Annotated in this window: 18 protein-coding genes; 7 read left to right on the forward strand and 11 right to left on the reverse strand. The window is 58.4% G+C overall.

Going from position 1 to position 17312, the window contains the following annotated elements; all coding sequences use genetic code 11:
• Positions 1 to 35 precede the first annotated feature (35 nt).
• The 4 genes from rpoH to ftsY form a co-directional block, all read right to left on the reverse strand.
• The gene (gene rpoH / locus G8764_RS15785; RefSeq protein WP_166165630.1) at positions 36 to 893 is read right to left on the reverse strand and encodes an RNA polymerase sigma factor RpoH; all 858 of its coding nucleotides are present in this window, start codon (positions 891 to 893) and stop codon (positions 36 to 38) included.
• Positions 894 to 1042: 149 nt separating this feature from the next.
• Complete coding sequence (gene ftsX, locus G8764_RS15790; protein ID WP_166165631.1) at positions 1043 to 2053, reverse strand: permease-like cell division protein FtsX; 1011 nt, start codon at positions 2051 to 2053, stop codon at positions 1043 to 1045.
• Entirely contained in the window at positions 2031 to 2720 is a 690-nt protein-coding gene (ftsE, locus tag G8764_RS15795) for a cell division ATP-binding protein FtsE (protein WP_166165632.1), read from the reverse strand. Before ftsE ends, ftsX begins: the two co-directional genes overlap by 23 nt.
• A gap of 9 nt (positions 2721 to 2729) precedes the next feature.
• Positions 2730 to 3683: a signal recognition particle-docking protein FtsY gene (gene ftsY, locus G8764_RS15800; RefSeq protein WP_243748847.1), complete on the reverse strand. Its 954-nt coding sequence runs from the start codon at positions 3681 to 3683 to the stop codon at positions 2730 to 2732.
• Positions 3684 to 4012: 329 nt separating this feature from the next.
• On the opposite strand from ftsY, the gene rsmD reads away from it, so the two are divergent.
• Together rsmD and coaD are read left to right on the forward strand one after the other, a co-directional pair.
• Complete coding sequence (rsmD, locus tag G8764_RS15805; RefSeq protein WP_243748838.1) at positions 4013 to 4627, forward strand: 16S rRNA (guanine(966)-N(2))-methyltransferase RsmD; 615 nt, start codon at positions 4013 to 4015, stop codon at positions 4625 to 4627.
• Between the two features lie 111 nt (positions 4628 to 4738).
• Positions 4739 to 5218 (forward strand): pantetheine-phosphate adenylyltransferase, encoded by a 480-nt coding sequence (coaD, locus tag G8764_RS15810; RefSeq protein ID WP_166165634.1) that lies wholly within the window; start codon positions 4739 to 4741, stop codon positions 5216 to 5218.
• A 64-nt stretch (positions 5219 to 5282) separates the two neighbouring features.
• Here coaD and mutM read toward each other — a convergent pair whose 3' ends face one another.
• From mutM to radC, 4 genes are all read right to left on the reverse strand, one after another.
• Entirely contained in the window at positions 5283 to 6098 is an 816-nt protein-coding gene (mutM, locus tag G8764_RS15815) for a bifunctional DNA-formamidopyrimidine glycosylase/DNA-(apurinic or apyrimidinic site) lyase (protein WP_166165635.1), read from the reverse strand.
• Positions 6099 to 6199: 101 nt separating this feature from the next.
• Positions 6200 to 6367: a 50S ribosomal protein L33 gene (gene rpmG / locus G8764_RS15820; protein ID WP_166165636.1), complete on the reverse strand. Its 168-nt coding sequence runs from the start codon at positions 6365 to 6367 to the stop codon at positions 6200 to 6202.
• An 11-nt stretch (positions 6368 to 6378) separates the two neighbouring features.
• Positions 6379 to 6615 carry a 50S ribosomal protein L28 gene (rpmB, locus tag G8764_RS15825; RefSeq protein ID WP_166165637.1) on the reverse strand — a complete coding sequence of 79 codons (237 nt, stop codon included), beginning with the start codon at positions 6613 to 6615 and terminating at the stop codon, positions 6379 to 6381.
• Positions 6616 to 6844: 229 nt separating this feature from the next.
• A complete protein-coding gene (gene radC / locus G8764_RS15830; RefSeq protein WP_166165638.1) occupies positions 6845 to 7519 on the reverse strand; it encodes a RadC family protein in 675 nt (224 codons plus the stop codon).
• 120 nt (positions 7520 to 7639) lie between these two features.
• On the opposite strand from radC, the gene coaBC reads away from it, so the two are divergent.
• From coaBC to slmA, 4 genes are all read left to right on the forward strand, one after another.
• On the forward strand, positions 7640 to 8833 hold the full coding sequence (coaBC, locus tag G8764_RS15835) for a bifunctional phosphopantothenoylcysteine decarboxylase/phosphopantothenate--cysteine ligase CoaBC (protein WP_166165639.1): 1194 nt from the start codon (positions 7640 to 7642) through the stop codon (positions 8831 to 8833).
• Positions 8834 to 8916: 83 nt separating this feature from the next.
• The gene (locus G8764_RS15840; RefSeq protein ID WP_166165640.1) at positions 8917 to 11316 is read left to right on the forward strand and encodes a phosphohexomutase domain-containing protein; all 2400 of its coding nucleotides are present in this window, start codon (positions 8917 to 8919) and stop codon (positions 11314 to 11316) included.
• 24 nt (positions 11317 to 11340) lie between these two features.
• Complete coding sequence (gene argB, locus G8764_RS15845; RefSeq protein ID WP_166165641.1) at positions 11341 to 12240, forward strand: acetylglutamate kinase; 900 nt, start codon at positions 11341 to 11343, stop codon at positions 12238 to 12240.
• Positions 12241 to 12348: 108 nt separating this feature from the next.
• Positions 12349 to 12972: a nucleoid occlusion factor SlmA gene (slmA, locus tag G8764_RS15850; RefSeq protein WP_166165642.1), complete on the forward strand. Its 624-nt coding sequence runs from the start codon at positions 12349 to 12351 to the stop codon at positions 12970 to 12972.
• A 30-nt stretch (positions 12973 to 13002) separates the two neighbouring features.
• Here slmA and G8764_RS15855 read toward each other — a convergent pair whose 3' ends face one another.
• The 3 genes from G8764_RS15855 to G8764_RS15865 all read right to left on the reverse strand — a co-directional run bounded on the left by G8764_RS15855 (position 13003) and on the right by G8764_RS15865 (position 16306).
• A complete protein-coding gene (locus G8764_RS15855) occupies positions 13003 to 14514 on the reverse strand; it encodes a GGDEF domain-containing protein (RefSeq protein ID WP_166165643.1) in 1512 nt (503 codons plus the stop codon).
• 112 nt (positions 14515 to 14626) lie between these two features.
• The gene (locus tag G8764_RS15860) at positions 14627 to 15265 is read right to left on the reverse strand and encodes a thiol:disulfide interchange protein DsbA/DsbL (protein ID WP_166165644.1); all 639 of its coding nucleotides are present in this window, start codon (positions 15263 to 15265) and stop codon (positions 14627 to 14629) included.
• 387 nt (positions 15266 to 15652) lie between these two features.
• The gene (locus G8764_RS15865) at positions 15653 to 16306 is read right to left on the reverse strand and encodes a c-type cytochrome (RefSeq protein ID WP_166165645.1); all 654 of its coding nucleotides are present in this window, start codon (positions 16304 to 16306) and stop codon (positions 15653 to 15655) included.
• 174 nt (positions 16307 to 16480) lie between these two features.
• Between G8764_RS15865 and yihA the strand changes: the two genes are divergently transcribed.
• The gene (gene yihA / locus G8764_RS15870; protein ID WP_166165646.1) at positions 16481 to 17134 is read left to right on the forward strand and encodes a ribosome biogenesis GTP-binding protein YihA/YsxC; all 654 of its coding nucleotides are present in this window, start codon (positions 16481 to 16483) and stop codon (positions 17132 to 17134) included.
• The last annotated feature ends 178 nt before the right edge of the window (positions 17135 to 17312 follow it).

The raw sequence follows: 17312 nt of genomic DNA on the forward strand, positions 1-17312 counted from the left end.
GCACCTCACTGCAGACTGTCCTGTCGATCTTTTTCCTAAGCTTCCATCGCCACACGCACTTTCTTCATGGCGTTTTTTTCCAGCTGGCGAATACGCTCTGCCGAGACGCCGTACTTGGCAGCGAGGTCATGCAGAGTGGCCTTGTTCTCTTCATTCAACCAGCGCTGCTGGATGATGTCCCTGGAACGCTCATCCAGCCCTTCCAGCGCAACTACCAGGCTGCTGACATTGCTGTCTTCCCAGTCTGCATCTTCCAGCTGGGTGGCCGGGTCGTAGCGTCGATCCTCCAGGTAATAAGCGGGCGCCTGGTAGGCGGTGTCGTCATCGTCATCTGTGCCGGCGTCAAAAGCCGCATCGTAGGCAGACAAACGGCCCTCCATTTCCCGCACCTGGTCGAGATCAACATTCAGGTCTTCGGCAACGGCTTTGGCTTCATCATTGGTCAACCAGGCCAGACGCTTTTTGGCACCGCGCAGATTGAAAAACAGTTTGCGCTGCGCCTTGGTGGTGGCGACCTTGACGATACGCCAGTTGCGCAGGATAAATTCGTGCATCTCGGCCTTGATCCAATGCACGGCAAAGGATACCAATCGCACACCCTTTTCAGGATTAAAGCGCTTGACCGCCTTCATCAGGCCGACATTGCCTTCCTGAATAAGATCGGATTGAGCCAGTCCATAACCAGAGTAACTCTTGGCGATATGCACCACAAAACGCAGGTGCGCCAGTACCAGGCGCCGTGCAGCTTCCAGGTCATCGCGGTAATAGAGGTCTTCCGCCAGCTGCTTTTCTTCTTCCGCTGACAAAACCGCAAAACCGTTTACGGTCTGCATGTAGGCGTTAAGGTTAGCCCCCGGCGCCAATAAACCTGCAGGCTGTAAGCTAGTTCCCATACGACATCCTCTATTCAAGACGTTAAATTTAAACCCGGAGAGTTTAGCACTCTGCGGGTAAGACTTCCAACTTTTGCAAAAGTTCCGCACTCGACGATAAAGTCTTTTAAAGTCAACAAGTTAGATCATTTCAACAGAGTACTGGAGACCTACCTCGGCTCGATCTCCCCCAGGTGGCGGCTGACCGCAAGCCAGGCCCCCAGCCAGCCCATCAGGGCGCCACCCCCCAGCATCAGCAGGGCAATTGTAAGGTCGGGACCCAGCAGCCGAAAATCGCTTTGATAGGCAGCCGCCAGGGAGGATACCGGGCCGGCCAGTAACAGCAGCAGCAACAGCAGCAACAGCAACCCGAGAACGCCCCCGGCAAAGCCGTACCAGAACCCCGTATACAGGAAGGGGCGCCGCACGAAGGCATTGGAGCCCCCCACCAGTTTGATAATAATGATTTCATCGCGCCGGCTTTCAATGGCCAGGCGGATGGTATTGCCGATTACCAGCAATACTCCCAGTGCCAGCAGGCCGCCCAGCACCCACACCAGCTGGGTGCCGAGGGCCAGGATCCGGTGCAGGCGCTCCACCCAGTCGCGGTCGAAAACTACGTCGTCCACCACCGCTGAGGCGCGCAAGCTGTCGCCCAGCTGGATCAACTCCTGCGGCGGCACCGACAGTGCCGGCACCAGCAGGAATGTGGCCGGCAGCGGATTGCTATCGAGCAGGCGCAGCGCCTGCCCCATGCCCGACTCCCGCTCAAAATCCTGTAATGCCTGCTCCGGGGTAATAAACGTGACCTCAGCCAACAGCGGATTTTGCTGCAGCTGCCGGCGCAGGTCAGTGATCGCCGGCTCCCGGGCATTGGCGCTGACAAATACGCTCAATTTGGGCGCACCGTCCCAGCGCTGGCCGAGACTGCGCAGGTTGTCCATGCCTACCAGCAGGGTGGCCGGCAGTGCCAGCGCCACCGCAATCACCATCCAGGTCATCAGGCTCTGCAGGGGGGTGGCCAGCAGGCGCCGCAGACTGTCACCGGCGCTGCTGCGGTGGTGATCCAGGTAGCTGTGCCAGCGGTCGCCGACCCCCAGCTTGCGTGCCCTGGCCCCGGCTTCACTCCTGGTGGCAGGTCGCGCAGCAGCCCGGGTTTTAGTTTTTACCGGCGGCCGCATTTGCCAATACTCCATCGTGGACCAATTGACCCTGGTTGAGGCCCAGGACCCGTTTATTCAATTTTCTGATCAGGGCCACATCGTGACTGGCGATCAAAACGGTAACGCCGACGTCGTTGAACTGCTTGAACAGGGTCATGATCTCCGCCGACAGGGCCGGATCGAGGTTGCCGGTAGGTTCATCCGCCAGCAACAATCTGGGCTTGTTGACCACAGCCCGGGCAATACCAACCCGCTGCTGTTCGCCGCCGGATAGCACAATCGGGTTCTGCTTCTCTTTATTGAGCAAACCGACCTTGTCCAGCGCCGCCCTGACCCGCCGCGCGGCTTCCTTCGGCGCGTAGCCCTCGATCACCAATGGCAGTGCGACGTTGTCGTAAACGCTGCGATCAAACAGCAGTTGATGGTTTTGAAACACCACGCCGATACGCCGGCGCAGCTGCGGAATTTGCCGCGCCGACAGGCGGTTCAGATTCTTGCCGTCCACCAGCACCTGCCCCTGGGAAGCCCGCTCCATCAGCATGATCAATTTCAACAAGGTGCTCTTGCCGGCGCCCGAGTGACCGGTCAGGAACACAAACTCGGCCCTTGCCACCTCAAAACTGGCCCTGTCCAGAGCCTCGTAGCCACCCGGATAGCGCTTGCTGACCTCGTCGAATCGAATCATAAAAAGTGATCACTTACTCTCGTTGAATAAGGCTTTAACAAAGGTCTCTGCGACAAATGGCTGCAAATCATCAAGCCCCTCACCGACGCCGATAAAACGCACTGGCAGGTTGAACTTGCGACTGAGGGCGAAGATAACCCCACCCTTGGCGGTGCCGTCCAGTTTGGTCAGCACCAACCCGGTTACCCCGGCCGCTTCGATAAATTCCTGGGCCTGACTGATAGCGTTCTGGCCAGTGCCGGCATCAAGCACCAGCAGTACTTCATGGGGAGCACTGGGATCCAGCCTGGCCATGACCCGTTTCACTTTGGCCAGCTCCTCCATCAGGTTACTCTTGTTGTGCAAACGGCCGGCGGTATCGGCAATCACCAGGTCAATGCCCTTGGCCCGGGCCGAGTCAATGGCGTCAAAAATAACCGAGGCGCTGTCGGCGCCGGTGTGCTGGGCCACCACCGGTACCTTATTGCGCTCACCCCAGATTTGCAGTTGCTCCACTGCGGCCGCCCTGAAGGTATCCCCTGCGGCCAACAGCACACTCTTGCCCTCGCGCTGATAGCGATTGGCCAGCTTGCCGATGGTGGTGGTCTTGCCAACGCCATTGACCCCAACCACCAGAATTACTGCGGGCTTTTGCGCCGGTAACTGCAGCGGTGACTGCACTTTACCCAACATATCCGCCAGCGCCTGCTTCAAGGCAGCATAGAGAGCATCGGCATCGGCCAGCTGCTTGCGCTCGGAGGCTTCAGTCAAGCGGGTAATGATTTCGCTGGTAGCTTCATAGCCCACGTCGGCCATCAGCAACTGGGTTTCAATTTCTTCCAGTAACTCTTCATCAATTTCCTTTTTACCCAGGAACAGGTTGCCCAGCCCCTCGGCAAAGTTACTGCTGGTGCGCGACAACCCCTGTTGCATACGCGCCCAGAGGTTGAGTTGAGGCTCAGCGGGTGCTGTTTCCGCGGGCATCACCTCGCCGTCATCACGATTGCCTGGCGGCGGCTGGCGCTCGGCCGAGACTGGCGCTGACTGCTCCGACTCGGGTCGACGGCCTACCATCCAGCCGAACAGGAACAGGAACAGGCGAATAAAGGTGGGGAAATTACGCTGCCAGAAATTCGGCCCGCTGCCGGAACTCGCTGTCGATTTAGTTGCTTCGCTGGTCACTGCCTACCTCAATCCCGTTACAATACAGCCAAATGCTGAAAGCGCAGCATTTTACCGGCATACTTGGCCGCTTGCAGCCTTTGTCGTGTCAGCCCTTTGCGCTGCGTCACTTACCCCAGTCGGAGTCCCGCTTGAACGGTCGTAAAAACCGCCCCAAAAGCAGCGCCAAACCGCCCGAGCGGGCGCTGCACCAACTGCGCATCATCGCTGGTAAATGGCGCAGTCGGCGCCTCATGTTTGCACCCGTGGCCGGCCTGCGCCCCACCGGCGACCGCATCCGCGAAACCCTGTTTAACTGGTTGCTGGGAGAGATAGAAGGAGCTCGCTGCCTGGATCTGTTCAGTGGCTCCGGGGCCCTGGGGCTGGAAGCTCTGTCCCGCGGCGCCGCCAGCGCCACACTGCTGGAACTCAATCCGCAGGCCGCCCGCCAACTGGCCGCCAACCTGGCGCTGCTGGCCGCGGACAATGCCGAACTGGCCCAGGCCGACACCCTGCAGTGGCTGCAACAAACGCCGCCCGCCCGCTATGACCTGGTGTTCCTGGACCCGCCCTTTGACGCCGACCTCTGGCAGCCCGTTATCGAACTGCTGACAGCGAAGCACTGGCTCTCCACCACCGCCCTGGTCTATATAGAAGCGCCCCACGACTACGCCCTCGTGGTGCCGCAAAGCTGGCACCTGCACCGGGAAAAGCGCGCCGGGGAGGTATGTATAAGGCTCTATCGACTCGTTTCCGGGGGGAGCTGACTACCTGTAAAACGCCCGGGTTTTGTACTCTTCGTCCAAATTGTATAACATCCCGCCCCTGCTACCATGCGACAATGCGCGACAATACCGCACAAATGTGAGATTACGCTGATGAAACACGTGGTTTACCCCGGCACTTTTGATCCCATCACCAACGGCCATGTCGACCTGGTGGAGAGAGCCTGTCGCCTGTTCGACACCGTCACCGTGGCAATTGCTGCCAATACCCGTAAAAATCCCCTGTTCACCATGGAGGAGCGAGTGGAGCTGGCAGAAAAAGTGCTGGGCCACATCAACAACGTCCAGGTGATCGGCTTTGATATCCTGCTGGCACACTTTTTCAAAAAGGTGAACGCCACCGCTGTGTTGCGCGGATTGCGGGCGGTATCCGACTTCGAATACGAATTCCAGCTGGCGAATATGAATCGCGCGCTCTCCAAAGGCATGGAGAGTATTTTCCTTACCCCGGCGGAACACCTGTCTTATATCTCATCATCGCTGGTGCGCGAGATCGCCTCACTGGACGGCGACGTCAGCAAATTCGTCCACCCACTGGTGATGGAGAAACTGAACGAAAAATACGGCAACTGATATTGCGACCACACCCCAGCCCCGCAAATGCCAGGCCAAAGCCTCGCTGCCTGAAACTGCCAGGCTAGGTTTGACAGTGACTGCAGTAAACGGTGGCTCGCTGCCCCAGGCGCAACTCCTGCAGCGGTCGCCGACAGCCCTTGCAAGGCTCACCTGCACGCCCGTAGACGGTTAGCTGCTGCTTGAAGTAACCCGGTTTGCCATCGCCACCGACAAAATCGCGCAAGGTAGTGCCACCCTGCTCGATAGCCTGGGCCAGAGTGGACTTGATTTCCTCCACCAGGCGCTGGTAGCGCTGCCTGGAGATAGCCCCGGCGGCGCGAGTCGGCCGAATTCCCGCCTTGTGGAGCGCCTCATTGGCGTAGATATTACCCACGCCGACCACAACCTTACTGTCCATTACAAAGGTTTTCACCGCCTGCTTGCGACGGCGCGAGCGCTGGTAGAGATAATCCGCATCGAACTCCGGCTGCAGTGGTTCCGGACCCAGTTGGCTCAGCAGCGGGTGCTGTTGCCAGGGCTGGTCCGTCCACAGCACCGAACCGAAGCGCCGCGGATCGTGATAGCGCAGCACCCTGTGCTCACCGAAATCCAGGTCCAGGTGGTCGTGGTAGCCGGGGTCCTCGCGCCGCGAAACGATGCGCAGGGAGCCGGACATCCCCAGGTGCACAAGCAAGTGACCGCTGGCAAAATGGAATAACAGGTACTTGCCCCGCCGCTGCAGGTCCAGCAACCGCTGCCCGGTAAGGGTGGCAACAAGGTGCCCCGGCACCGGCCAGCGCAAAATTGGCTGGCGCACCCGCACCGCCGCAACAGTGCGGTGCAGGACGTGGGGCTCTATACCACGCCGGGTGGTCTCAACTTCGGGCAGCTCAGGCACGACAGTGGATCAATGCCGGCAGCAATGACGGGCGGCGCCATGCTGCAGAGACAAAAAACCCGGCAGCAGCCGGGTTTTGGAGGCAATCACCAGGCAGTCACCTACTTGATTTTGCCTTCCTTGTACATCACGTGCTTGCGAGCGACGGGATCGTACTTCTTCATTTCCATCTTCTCAGGCGTGTTGCGCTTGTTCTTGTCAGTAGTATAGAAATGACCTGTACCCGCACTGGAGTTGAGGCGGATTTTATCACGTGCACCTTTTGCCATGGTTAGACTCCTTAAACGCTTTCGCCGCGGCCGCGGATTTCAGTCAAGACAGTTTCAATGCCTTTCTTGTCGATAATACGCATACCCTTGGAGGACACGCGCAGCTTTACAAACCGCTTTTCGGATTCAACCCAGAAACGGTGGGAATGTAAATTTGGCAAAAAACGACGCTTGGTGTGGTTTTTTGCGTGAGAAACGTTGTTACCAGTAATCGGACGCTTACCGGTTACCTGACATACCTTGGACATTTTCTTGCCTCATTTAGATCGCTCATCACTGCACAGCAGCGACGGTGAAAAACTGTAATTCGGCGACTGTAACCGGGGTGAAACCGGATATGCCACCCCGTGCTTAGCGGAGCCCGTCGCGGAGAGCGGCGTTTTATACCAGAACATTACCCCAATAGCAAACTTCTGGCGTTTTTTTACGCAATTTTCTCCAGCGGAGCGTCAGATTCAAGCTTCCGGGTCCTGTGCCCTATATCAGACCCCGTTCGGCAAAGGAGACCACCTCGGCATCCCCCACCACCATATGGTCGAGCACCCGTATATCCACCAGCCCGAGCGACTCCTTGAGACGCTCGGTAATGCGCTGATCGGCCTGGCTGGGCTCGGCTACTCCCGACGGGTGATTGTGGGCCAGGATCACCGCCGCGGCATTGTGCGCCAGCGCTGCTTTCACAACCTCCCGCGGGTGCACACTGGCACCGTCGATGGTGCCCTGGAACAGCTCCCGGTAAGCCAGCAAGCGGTGCTGGGAGTCGAGCAGCAACATGCTGAACACTTCCCGAGACTGGTGGCGCAACTCGGCGAGCAGATAATCCTTCACCGTCTGCGGGCTGTAGAAGCCCTCGCCGCGCTCCATTACCGCGGACAGGTGCCGTCGACCCATCTCCAGCACTGCCTGCAACTGGGCATACTTGGCCGCACCGAGACCGTGAGCGGCGCAAAACGCCGCCTGCTCTGAGTCGAGAATTTGGCGCAAGCCGCCGAACTCGTGCAGTAAATCCCGGGCCAGGTCGACGGCGGACTTACCACTGCAACCGGTGCGTAAAAAAATCGCCAGTAACTCCGCGTCCGACAATACCGCCGCGCCGCGGCTGAGCAATTTCTCCCGCGGCCGCTCCGGCTCCGGCCAATCCCTGATACTCATGCGCACTCCTCCCTGTGATCCGTAGACAAGATTCCCTATAATCCGCCTTCACCTTGTGACAGTATTTGCGGCAAAGCCAGTTTAGGCGCCCACCCCGATTCCGACCAGCTGGAAAAAAGCATGAGTTCCCTGACCAACAAACAAATTTTACTGGGCGTTACCGGCGGCATCGCGGCCTACAAGAGCGCCGAACTGGTGCGCCGCCTGCAGGACCTGGGCGCCGAGGTCAGGGTGATTATGACCGCTGCCGCGCAGCAATTTATTACCCCGCTGACCATGCAGGCGCTGTCCGGCAATCCGGTTCATACCCAGCTCCTGGACCCCGAGGCGGAGGCCGGCATGGGGCATATCGAGCTGGCCCGCTGGGCCGACCTGCTGCTGGTGGCCCCGGCCAGCGCCGACTTTATTGCCCGCCTGGTCAACGGCGCCGGGGACGATTTGCTGACCACCGTCTGCCTCGCCACTGCCGCACCGATTTGCCTGGCCCCGGCCATGAACCAGGCCATGTGGAAAAGCCCGGCGACCCAGGCCAACCTGGCCCAACTGACGGGTCGCAACATAGTCTGCTTCGGCCCGGCCGAGGGCTCCCAGGCCTGTGGTGACGTGGGCCCGGGCCGCATGCTGGAAGCCAGTGAGCTGGCCCACTTGACCGCTGGCCGCTTTGCCACCGGGCTACTGGCCGGCAAATCTGTGGTGATCACAGCCGGGCCCACCCGCGAAGCCATCGATCCGGTGCGTTATATCAGCAATCACAGCTCCGGCAAAATGGGCTACGCACTGGCTGCGGCAGCGCGCGATGCCGGTGCCAAAGTGACGATCATCAGTGGTCCGTGCAACCTGGCAACCCCTGAACACTGTACTCGCATCGATGTCGAGAGCGCTCGTGAAATGCACCAGGCCAGTCTCGACGCCCTGGCCGGCTGCGATGTGTTTATCGCCTCCGCCGCGGTTGCCGACTATCGCCCGGCAACCGTGGCGGAACAGAAGATCAAGAAGACCGGACGCGACAGCATGACCATTGAACTGGTCAAGAACCCGGACATAGTCGCGGCCGTTGCCGCCAGTGAGCCGCGCCCTTTTACCGTCGGCTTCGCGGCGGAAACCAGTGATGTCGTTCACTACGCCCGGGACAAGCTGGTGCGTAAAAAGCTGGACGCGGTCATTGCCAATGACGTCTCCCGCACAGACATCGGTTTCAATAGCGACCAGAATGCGGTCACTATAATAACCGCGGACGGCGAAACCACTCTGCCACAAGCCAGCAAATCGCAGCTGGCACGGGAATTAATCGCGTATTTGGCTAAACTTATATAAGCAGTTACACCTAGAAACGGGAATGTTTCAGTGGGCAACCCGCTGCGCAAACGCTCCCAGCCCGAAAATAAAGGATCCCTTACGTGGGTGAGAAACAAAAAGCTCGAACCGATACTCTGGTAGCCTTGCGCGGTGCCCTGCCTGGCCAGACCGCGGCGATCATGCTGCTGGTCGTGCTGGTTGTGATCGCCAGCGCGCTCTACACCCACCGCATTTTTGTCGCCGCGGCGAGCGAGAAACAACTGCTTCAACTTAGCCAATTGGAAGCCCGCCAGCGAGCAGAGGTCATTGGCGCCTACATTCAGGGCAAGCAGAAACAGCTGGACGGTTTTTCCAGCCGAGACTCAATGCTCAATGCCGTCCAGACCGGGCGCCCCGAAGCTCTCGCAACCGCATTAACTGCGCTGCAACTCACTTTCCCGGAAGCCCTGTCGATTCGCCTGTTCGGGCTCGATCGCAAGGAGCGCCGGCTGACCGCCAGCGCCGACCAGGCGCTGAGTTTTATCGAGCAGGATATGATCAACCGCGCCGAACAGGGCGACCCGGTAGCGGCGGAGTTGATACGGGTTGAAAACGATTGGCAGCTGCTCCTTATCAGCCCAATAGCCAGCGCGGCGGACGCCGCCGTGAGCGGTACCGTGCTGGCAGCCTTACCCGCCGCGCCCCTGCTGCAGGCCATGGCCAGTAAACAGTCTCTCGGCCAGGCCCGCCTGCTGCGCGAGACTCCGGGCAGGCCCTTCGTAATCTATCAGACCGGCAGTGGTGACGCCGGCCAGGCAGCCACCGTCAGTGTCGCCAGCAGCGATTGGCAAGTAGAGTTCCGGCCCTCACCGAAACTGGCCGCCGAAGCCCGGCAGAGCCCGCTACTGTTAATTGCCATTCACGTGTTGATCGGCGCAGGCTTGCTGATCCTGGTCTGGCAGCTGCGGCACAAGGTCGCCGCCAGCAGGGCGACGACCCTGGCCAGCAAGCACCCGGGCAAAGCCGCTGCCGCCGGGGCCAGCGACATTCTCGATATCCAGATATCCAGCGAAGATGCGGGAATCCTGGTACTCGAAGAGCACGATAATGACGAGCGCCAACCGCCGGCAAGCCCCCCAAGCGCGATCGAACTGCCCGGCAACGTGTTTCGCGCCTACGATATTCGTGGTATCGCCACTACGGAAATTACCGCAGAGTTTGCCAGGCTGGTAGGTCAGGCGGTAGCCAGTGAGGCCCTGGCCGCCGGGGAAACCGCTCTCTATGTGGCGCGCGATGGCCGCAGCCACAGCCCCGAGCTGTGCGAAGCGCTGATCGAAGGGGTGCTCAGCACCGGTTGCCAGATGATCTACCTGGGCGCTGTGCCCACTCCCTTGCTGTACTTCGCCACGTGCGAGTTCGAGGCCAGTAACAGCGGGGTTATGGTGACCGCCAGTCACAACAGCGCCGAGTACAACGGCTTCAAAATTGTGATTCAGGGCAAAACCCTGGTGGCTGAAGGGGTCCAGAGGATCAAGCAGCGCATGAGCAGCGGCGACTTGTTCCAGGGCCGCGGTGAGCGCCTGGAACAACAGGTAATTGCAGACTATATCGATCGTATTTTCTCCGACGTAGCCCTGGCCGGCAGCGTCAAGCTGGTGGTAGATGCCGGCAACGGCATCACCGGTGAGGTGGCGCCACTGCTGTTTGAAGAGCTGGGCTGCGAAGTGGTGCCTCTGCACTGCGAGGTCGATGGCAGGTTTCCCAACCACGATCCGGACCCCACCATCGTCGCCAACCTGCAGGACCTGATCGCCACAGTGCAGAGCAGCGGTGCCGACCTCGGCGTCGCCCTGGACGGCGACGGCGACCGCCTGGTGGTGGTAACGCCCAAAGGCGACATTATCTGGCCCGACCGACTGCTGATGCTGTTTGCCCGGGATATCGTCTCCGGCAATCCGGGAGCTGATGTGCTGTTTGATGTGAAGTCGACGCGGGAATTGAACGCCCTGGTCAGCAGCTACGGCGGCCGGCCTATCATGTGGAAAACCGGCCACTCCAATATGAAAACCAAGATGCAGGAGACCGGCGCCCTGGTGGGCGGAGAGATGTCCGGCCATATTTTCATCAAGGATCGCTGGTACGGCTTTGATGATGGCATGTACGCAGCCGCACGACTGCTGGAAATCATGACCCTGCGGGACCAGGACATCGACTCGCTATTTGCCAGTTTCCCCTCGCCACCGTCGACCCCGGAGCTTAAGATAGCGGTTAACGAGGCCGATAAATTCGCCCTTATCGAGCAGCTGAAAAAACAGGCCCAATTCGAAAATGGCAGCGCCAATACCCTCGATGGCATGCGGGTCGAATTCCCCACGGGCTGGGGCCTGGTGCGAGCCTCCAATACTTCGGCGGCCCTGACCCTCAGGTTTGAGGCGGACAGCGAAGAAGAATTGCAGGCTATCCAGGCCCTGTTTAAACGCGAACTGTCGAAGGTCGACAGCTCGCTGCAATTTCCCTTTTAACACTCCAGATCACAGGATCATTTCATGTCACTCAGTCGCGATGCAGCCATTAATGTTGCCAATGTACTCACCGAAGCCCTGCCCTACATCCAGCGTTTTACCAAGCGCACTATTGTGGTCAAGTTCGGCGGCAACGCCATGGTCGACGAGGCCCTGCAGAACAGCTTTGCGCGCGATATCGTGCTGATGAAACTGGTGGGCATGAACCCGGTGGTGGTACACGGTGGCGGCCCGCAAATCGGCGACCTGCTGAAAAAGCTCAATATTCATTCAGAGTTCGTCGACGGTATGCGAGTCACAGACAGCGCTACCATGGATGTGGTGGAAATGGTGCTGGGGGCCTCGGTCAACAAGCAAATCGTCAGCCTGATCAACCGCAACGGCGGCCAGGCCATTGGCGTAACCGGTAAGGACGGACAGTTGATCAATGCCCGTAAACTCAAGGTGACTCGCAAGACGCCGGATATGGAGGCACCGGAAATCATCGATATCGGTCATGTGGGTGAGGTGTCGACCATCAATCGGGCGGTGATCGATATGCTGCTTAACAGCAATTTTATCCCGGTTATCGCCCCCATCGGGGTAGACCGTGACGGCCACTCCTACAATATTAACGCCGACCTGGTGGCTGGCAAGATTGCCGAGGTACTGCAGGCGGAGAAGTTAATGCTGCTGACCAATGTGTCGGGCTTGCAGGACAAAACCGGCAAGGTACTCACCGGGCTGACCACCCGCCAGGTGGACGAATTGATAGAGGACGGAACTATTTACGGTGGCATGCTGCCCAAGATATCCTGCGCCCTCGATGCAGTCAAAGGCGGAGTCACCAGCGCTCATATTATCGATGGCCGGGTGGACCATGCGGTGCTGCTGGAGATTTTTACCGACGAAGGGGTCGGTACCCTGATCACCAATAAAAACTGAAACAGTATAAATCGCACGTTGCAGGCGGGGAGCCTATTGGCCAAAATACACGGCTCACCCAACTGTCCCGATCCCAAAAACATAGCATCCAGTCAATCAGTCGCCATTATGACCAAGTCCAGCAACAAGGTTTCGCGCCGCGAACAGATTCTTCAGGCCCTGGCTCATATGTTGGAAGTGGCCCCGGGTGCCCGCATTACCACGGCGGCACTGGCACGGGAAGTCGGTGTTTCAGAGGCGGCGCTCTACCGCCACTTTCCCAGTAAATCGAAGATGTTTGAGGGCTTGCTGGAGTTTATCGAAGAGACCATTTTTTCCCGAGTCACTCTTATTCTGGCCGAGCCAAATCCGGCGCTGGAAAAGTGCAACAAAATCCTGTTACTGCTGCTGTCCTTCACCGAGCGCAACCCCGGTATCACGCGCCTGCTCACTGGCGACGCCCTGACCGGTGAGACCGAGCGCCTGCGCGCCCGGGTGGTGCAATTCTTTGAACGATTGGAAACCCAAATAAAGCAGATTTTGCGCGAAGCTGAGGTGCGAGAGGGGCTGCGGCCGATCATTCCTGTGACTGCCGCCGCCAACCTGCTGTTAGTCACGGCAGAAGGCAAGATTGCCCAGTTTGTCCGCAGCGAATTCAAGCGCGGGCCCACCCAGCTGTGGGAGGAACAGTGGCCAGTGCTGGTGAGCGGTTTTTTCCAGCAGGTTCCGGTGGCTCTCAACCAGGCCAATTAACGCGCTATACGCGGCGCCTGGAGGCCTCTCTCACTCCTCTTTCAAACAGCGATTGCGACCTTCTTCCTTGGCTCGATAGAGCACCTTGTCAGCACGCTCGAAGGCTTTCTCAATACTCTCCTCAGGCCTGACTTCCACCAGCCCGAGGGACAGAGTGACTCGCAGGGGCTCCTGCTTGAAACGGAAGGGCGCTTCGGCAATCGCTGCGCGGATTTTATCCATCAACTGCCAGCCCATTTGCAGGGGCGTCTGTGGCAGCAGCATGACAAACTCTTCACCGCCGTAGCGAGCAATAAAATCCGTCGCTCGCAGGCGCTGGGAAATGGTCTTTGCCAACACTTGCAGTACCCGGTCACCAGTCTGGTGGCCAAATTTATCGTTGATGGCCTTGAACTTGTCGATATCACAAACCGCCAAAGTCAATGCCTGGTCGTCGCGCTGCTTGCGCATCCACTCAGCGTGGGCACGCTGATTATAAGCTTCCCGATTGGGCAGCCCGGTGAGCACGTCAGTGGTGGCCTTTTGCTTCTGGGTTTCCAGCTCTTGCTTGGCCGTTTTGGCCTCTTCCTCCACCTGGCGCAGGCGGCTGGTCAGTATATCCAGTTGACCACTGGCGCGAACCTCGTCGCGACTTTTCTGGCGTTTATCGAGGGCCTCCTGAATCAAACCCAGGTGCTCATCGATCTCCTGCTTCAGAGTGTCGAGCTTGTTCGCCTGCTGCACTGACTTGCCCATAGAGTTTAACTGCTGGTGTAACTGCAGCTCCAGCTCCTGGTCCGCCGCCACCTCTTTTTGGTAACTGCTGGCGACCCCGCCCAGGCGAGCGACCACACCTTCGAGCTGCTGATGCATACGCAGCAAATAATTTTTGTGCTCTTCATCAGCTCGCAGGTAAGACTGCAGTGCCAGATCGCGCACATCTTCCAGCGTCGGCACCAGCTCCCGCCAGGAGAATTCGCCTGCCAGCCTCGCCCGCGCATTTTTGGCTTTTTGGCGGGTGCACTCCACCGGCTCTATACGGTCCAGAAACTCCAGCAGAATGCCCTGAATTCGGTCCTTGTCCTCGGCAAACAGGGTTTCAAACTGGCGCTCCAGGGAGGCGGTCGCCGAATCGGGCCCACGCGCCGGCAGGATCGCATCCAGCTCCCGCGCCAAACCTTCGTTTATCAATAGTTCATCGGCATCCGGATAACCGTTGCCATTGAGGTTACTGCCGTCGCCAGCGGACTCGGTGCGCCCCAGAAAACAATCCAGCTGCCCTGCAGAACCGCTGAGCGGTGGTTCGTCCACCTGTTCCAGCCGCAGCAGGGTTTCTTCCAGCCGCTCTACCGCCAGGGTCAACTGGCCATCGCTATTGGCACTGGCCCTCAGCTTACCCAGCTCCCGGTCGAGCCCGTCGTCACGCCCCTCCGCAGCGAGACTGACGCGCACCAAGGCCCTGCGCAAGAGCTTGTGCCGACGCTCAAACTGTTTCTTCAGGCGATCGCGTTCATCCAGAGAGTTGAGGTACTTCTCCCGCCAATCGCTGACGTTACTGCTCATAAACTACTTGCCCGGTTGCAAACTCTCTAGAGTATAGTCGTTTTAGCGCAGTTTCGTAGGCCGCAGCGCCAGGCGCACCCAAGCGGTCCAACCCGACGTAATCCTCCCGGCTTCAGGAGCGTTCGGCGCGGATTTTAGCAACCAGGAAGTCCGCTACTTTTAGCATGTTTTCCTGGCTGCCGGCGAGCTTGGAGCTGATCCGATACTTGCCATCGACGATGATTTCCGGGGTACCTGTAATGCCGTAGCTGCGCGCCCTGGAGCTGGCTTGCTTGACCTGGCTGGTCACACCGAAAGAGTTAAACGCCTTGTCAAAGGTCTCCTGGTCGACACCGTAATCGGCAAAGAAAGTCGCCAGTGACCCCTTATCCGCCAGACGCTTGCCCTGCAGGTTGAGCGCGTTGAACAGGGGCTGGTGAACCTTGTCGAGAATATTCAGGGCCTTGGCCACGTAAAAGGCCCGCGCGTGAACCTCCATGGTGTCATTCCACATGGCGGGGCTCTGCTGAAAATTCACATCACCGGCCTGCTTCAGGCTCCACTGGTGCACCATGGGCTCAAAGTGAAAACAGTGGCCACAGCCGTACCAGAATACTTCGGTAACCTCGATCCTGTTGGGGTCCTGGGTTCGCACCGGATTATCCAACTCAATAAAGTGCACGCCTTCACGGTAGGCCTGGCCCCTGGCGGTATCTTCGGCGCAAGCCAGCAGTGAAAACAACAGTGCAAATACGCTTACCAGTACTCGCATAAACATTACTCCCTAATCAATTCATTCAATTTGTATGTAATATGGCGGAATGCCGAACCCGCTTTGAGACACAACCTGTGCGACGCAACCAGCTATATGACCACAAGCCCTGCCAGACTATCCATTGTTCCGGCGATTCCATTGTCCAGACTATTGTCCGGGCACGGCGCTTAACTCAAGCTGAACATCCGGCAAAAACATCAGGCACAAAAGGACACAAACCATAATCCTGAACAGGATAGACCAAAACAATTGACCTAACCGTTACACCTGAAAAATGTGCCTGAGCGCAGCACCTGTAAATGATCATGGACGGTGCCCCCTGGCAAACGTCACAAACAGTGGGCATAAAAAAAGCGGCCGCAGCCGCTTTTTTAAGGGTGATGCCTAGTTCAGCCCGGCAATGTAATTTGCCAGCGCCTTGATATCGGCATCGCTCAGGTACTCAGCCACCTGGCGCATGATTTTCTGGTCGCCGTCGTTAACACGCTCACCGGCCCTGAAGGCACGCAGCTGCTTCTCAATGTAATCGGGGTGCTGGCCGCTCAGGCGCGGATAGCCAGCCGGCTCATTGCCGAGCCCTCGGGGCGAATGACAACCGGTACAGGCCGGAGTACCCACCACCGGATTGCCGGCACGATAGATTTTTTGACCCAGCGCCAGCCCGTCAACCTCGATGCCGGCATTGACCCGCAGGCGAATCTCCTTGGCACCGGACAGCTGCATAGGCTTGCTGGCAAAAAAAGCGGCCATGTCCGCCAAATCCTGATCGGATGAATTGTCCAGCAGACCAGTCATCTCTACCACCGGGCGCGTGCCGGCCTTGATGTCCTGTAATTGCTTGAGCAGGTACTTCTCCCCCAGACCAGCCAATTTGGGGAAATTCGGTGCCAGGCTATTGCCGTCAGCACCATGACAAGCGGCACAGACCGCTACCTTGCCTTCACCCGCGGCGGCATCACCACCGGCCAGCGCTTGCTGGGTGGCAGCAGCGGTGATTAAAGCCAGAGCCATTGCGGCATTCCTAAAGATGTTTTTCATCGGCTAATCCATCAATAATGTTGTGATTACGCAATTGCCCTCTGCCTGCCTAACCTGCTAGGGTCTGGTGTCCGCGAGTCGAGCCGGCGACAATTACTCTGGCCGTGCGTGGCCAAAAACCGCGACATTATATACTAACTATCTGAAATCACACTATTTTTACAGGGTTATCTCTTGAGCAACAGCAACTCCCCGCTTCACTACGACAGCGCCGCCTTCCTCACCAGCGCCGCCAATATATATCAGTGCCCCGCCGACGAAGGTGCGGAAGTGGCTTTTGCGGGCCGTTCCAATGCTGGAAAGTCCAGTGCTATCAATACTTTAACCCGCAATAGCAAGCTCGCTAGAACCAGTAAAACCCCCGGGCGAACCCAGTTGATCAACCTGTTTTCCCTCACCGAGCGGCAGCGACTGGTGGATTTACCAGGCTATGGCTTTGCCAAAGTACCACTGAAAATGAAGCAGGAGTGGGAGCGCAACCTGGCCGAATACCTGCAAAAGCGCCAGTGCTTGCGTGGGCTGGTGCTATTGATGGACATTCGCCATCCCCTGCAGGAGTTCGATACGCGGATGCTGAACTGGGCCATCGAACGGGAGATGCCGGTGCATTGTCTGCTCACCAAGGCGGACAAGCTGAAGAAGGGGCCGGCCCAGGCAACGCTGCTGGCGCTGCAAAAACACCTGCGCGAGGCACAAGTTGCCGACCTGGTATCTGCGCAATTGTTTTCCTCCCTCAAGGGCAGCGGGATCAAACAGTTGGCGGCGCAGCTGGACCAGTGGCTATATTTGCCGCCCGCGTCCCCTGCGGGAATTGGGCCAGGCGAATAGGCAGCGGCGCCAAATAGCAGGTAAAAAAAAGCCCCGGTAAACCGGGGCGCTTTTTAAAAAAGCTGATGGCAAAAAGACCATTTAAGTAAGGAGAGCAAGACACCATGAAATATCTTGCTAATTAAGACCCGCAGCAACCAGAAAAGTTCATACCACCACACGGAAAAAAGTATATTTT

The sequence above is a fragment of the Pseudomaricurvus alcaniphilus genome (assembly GCF_011440395.1).
Classification (GTDB): Bacteria; Pseudomonadota; Gammaproteobacteria; order Pseudomonadales; family Cellvibrionaceae; genus Pseudomaricurvus; species Pseudomaricurvus alcaniphilus.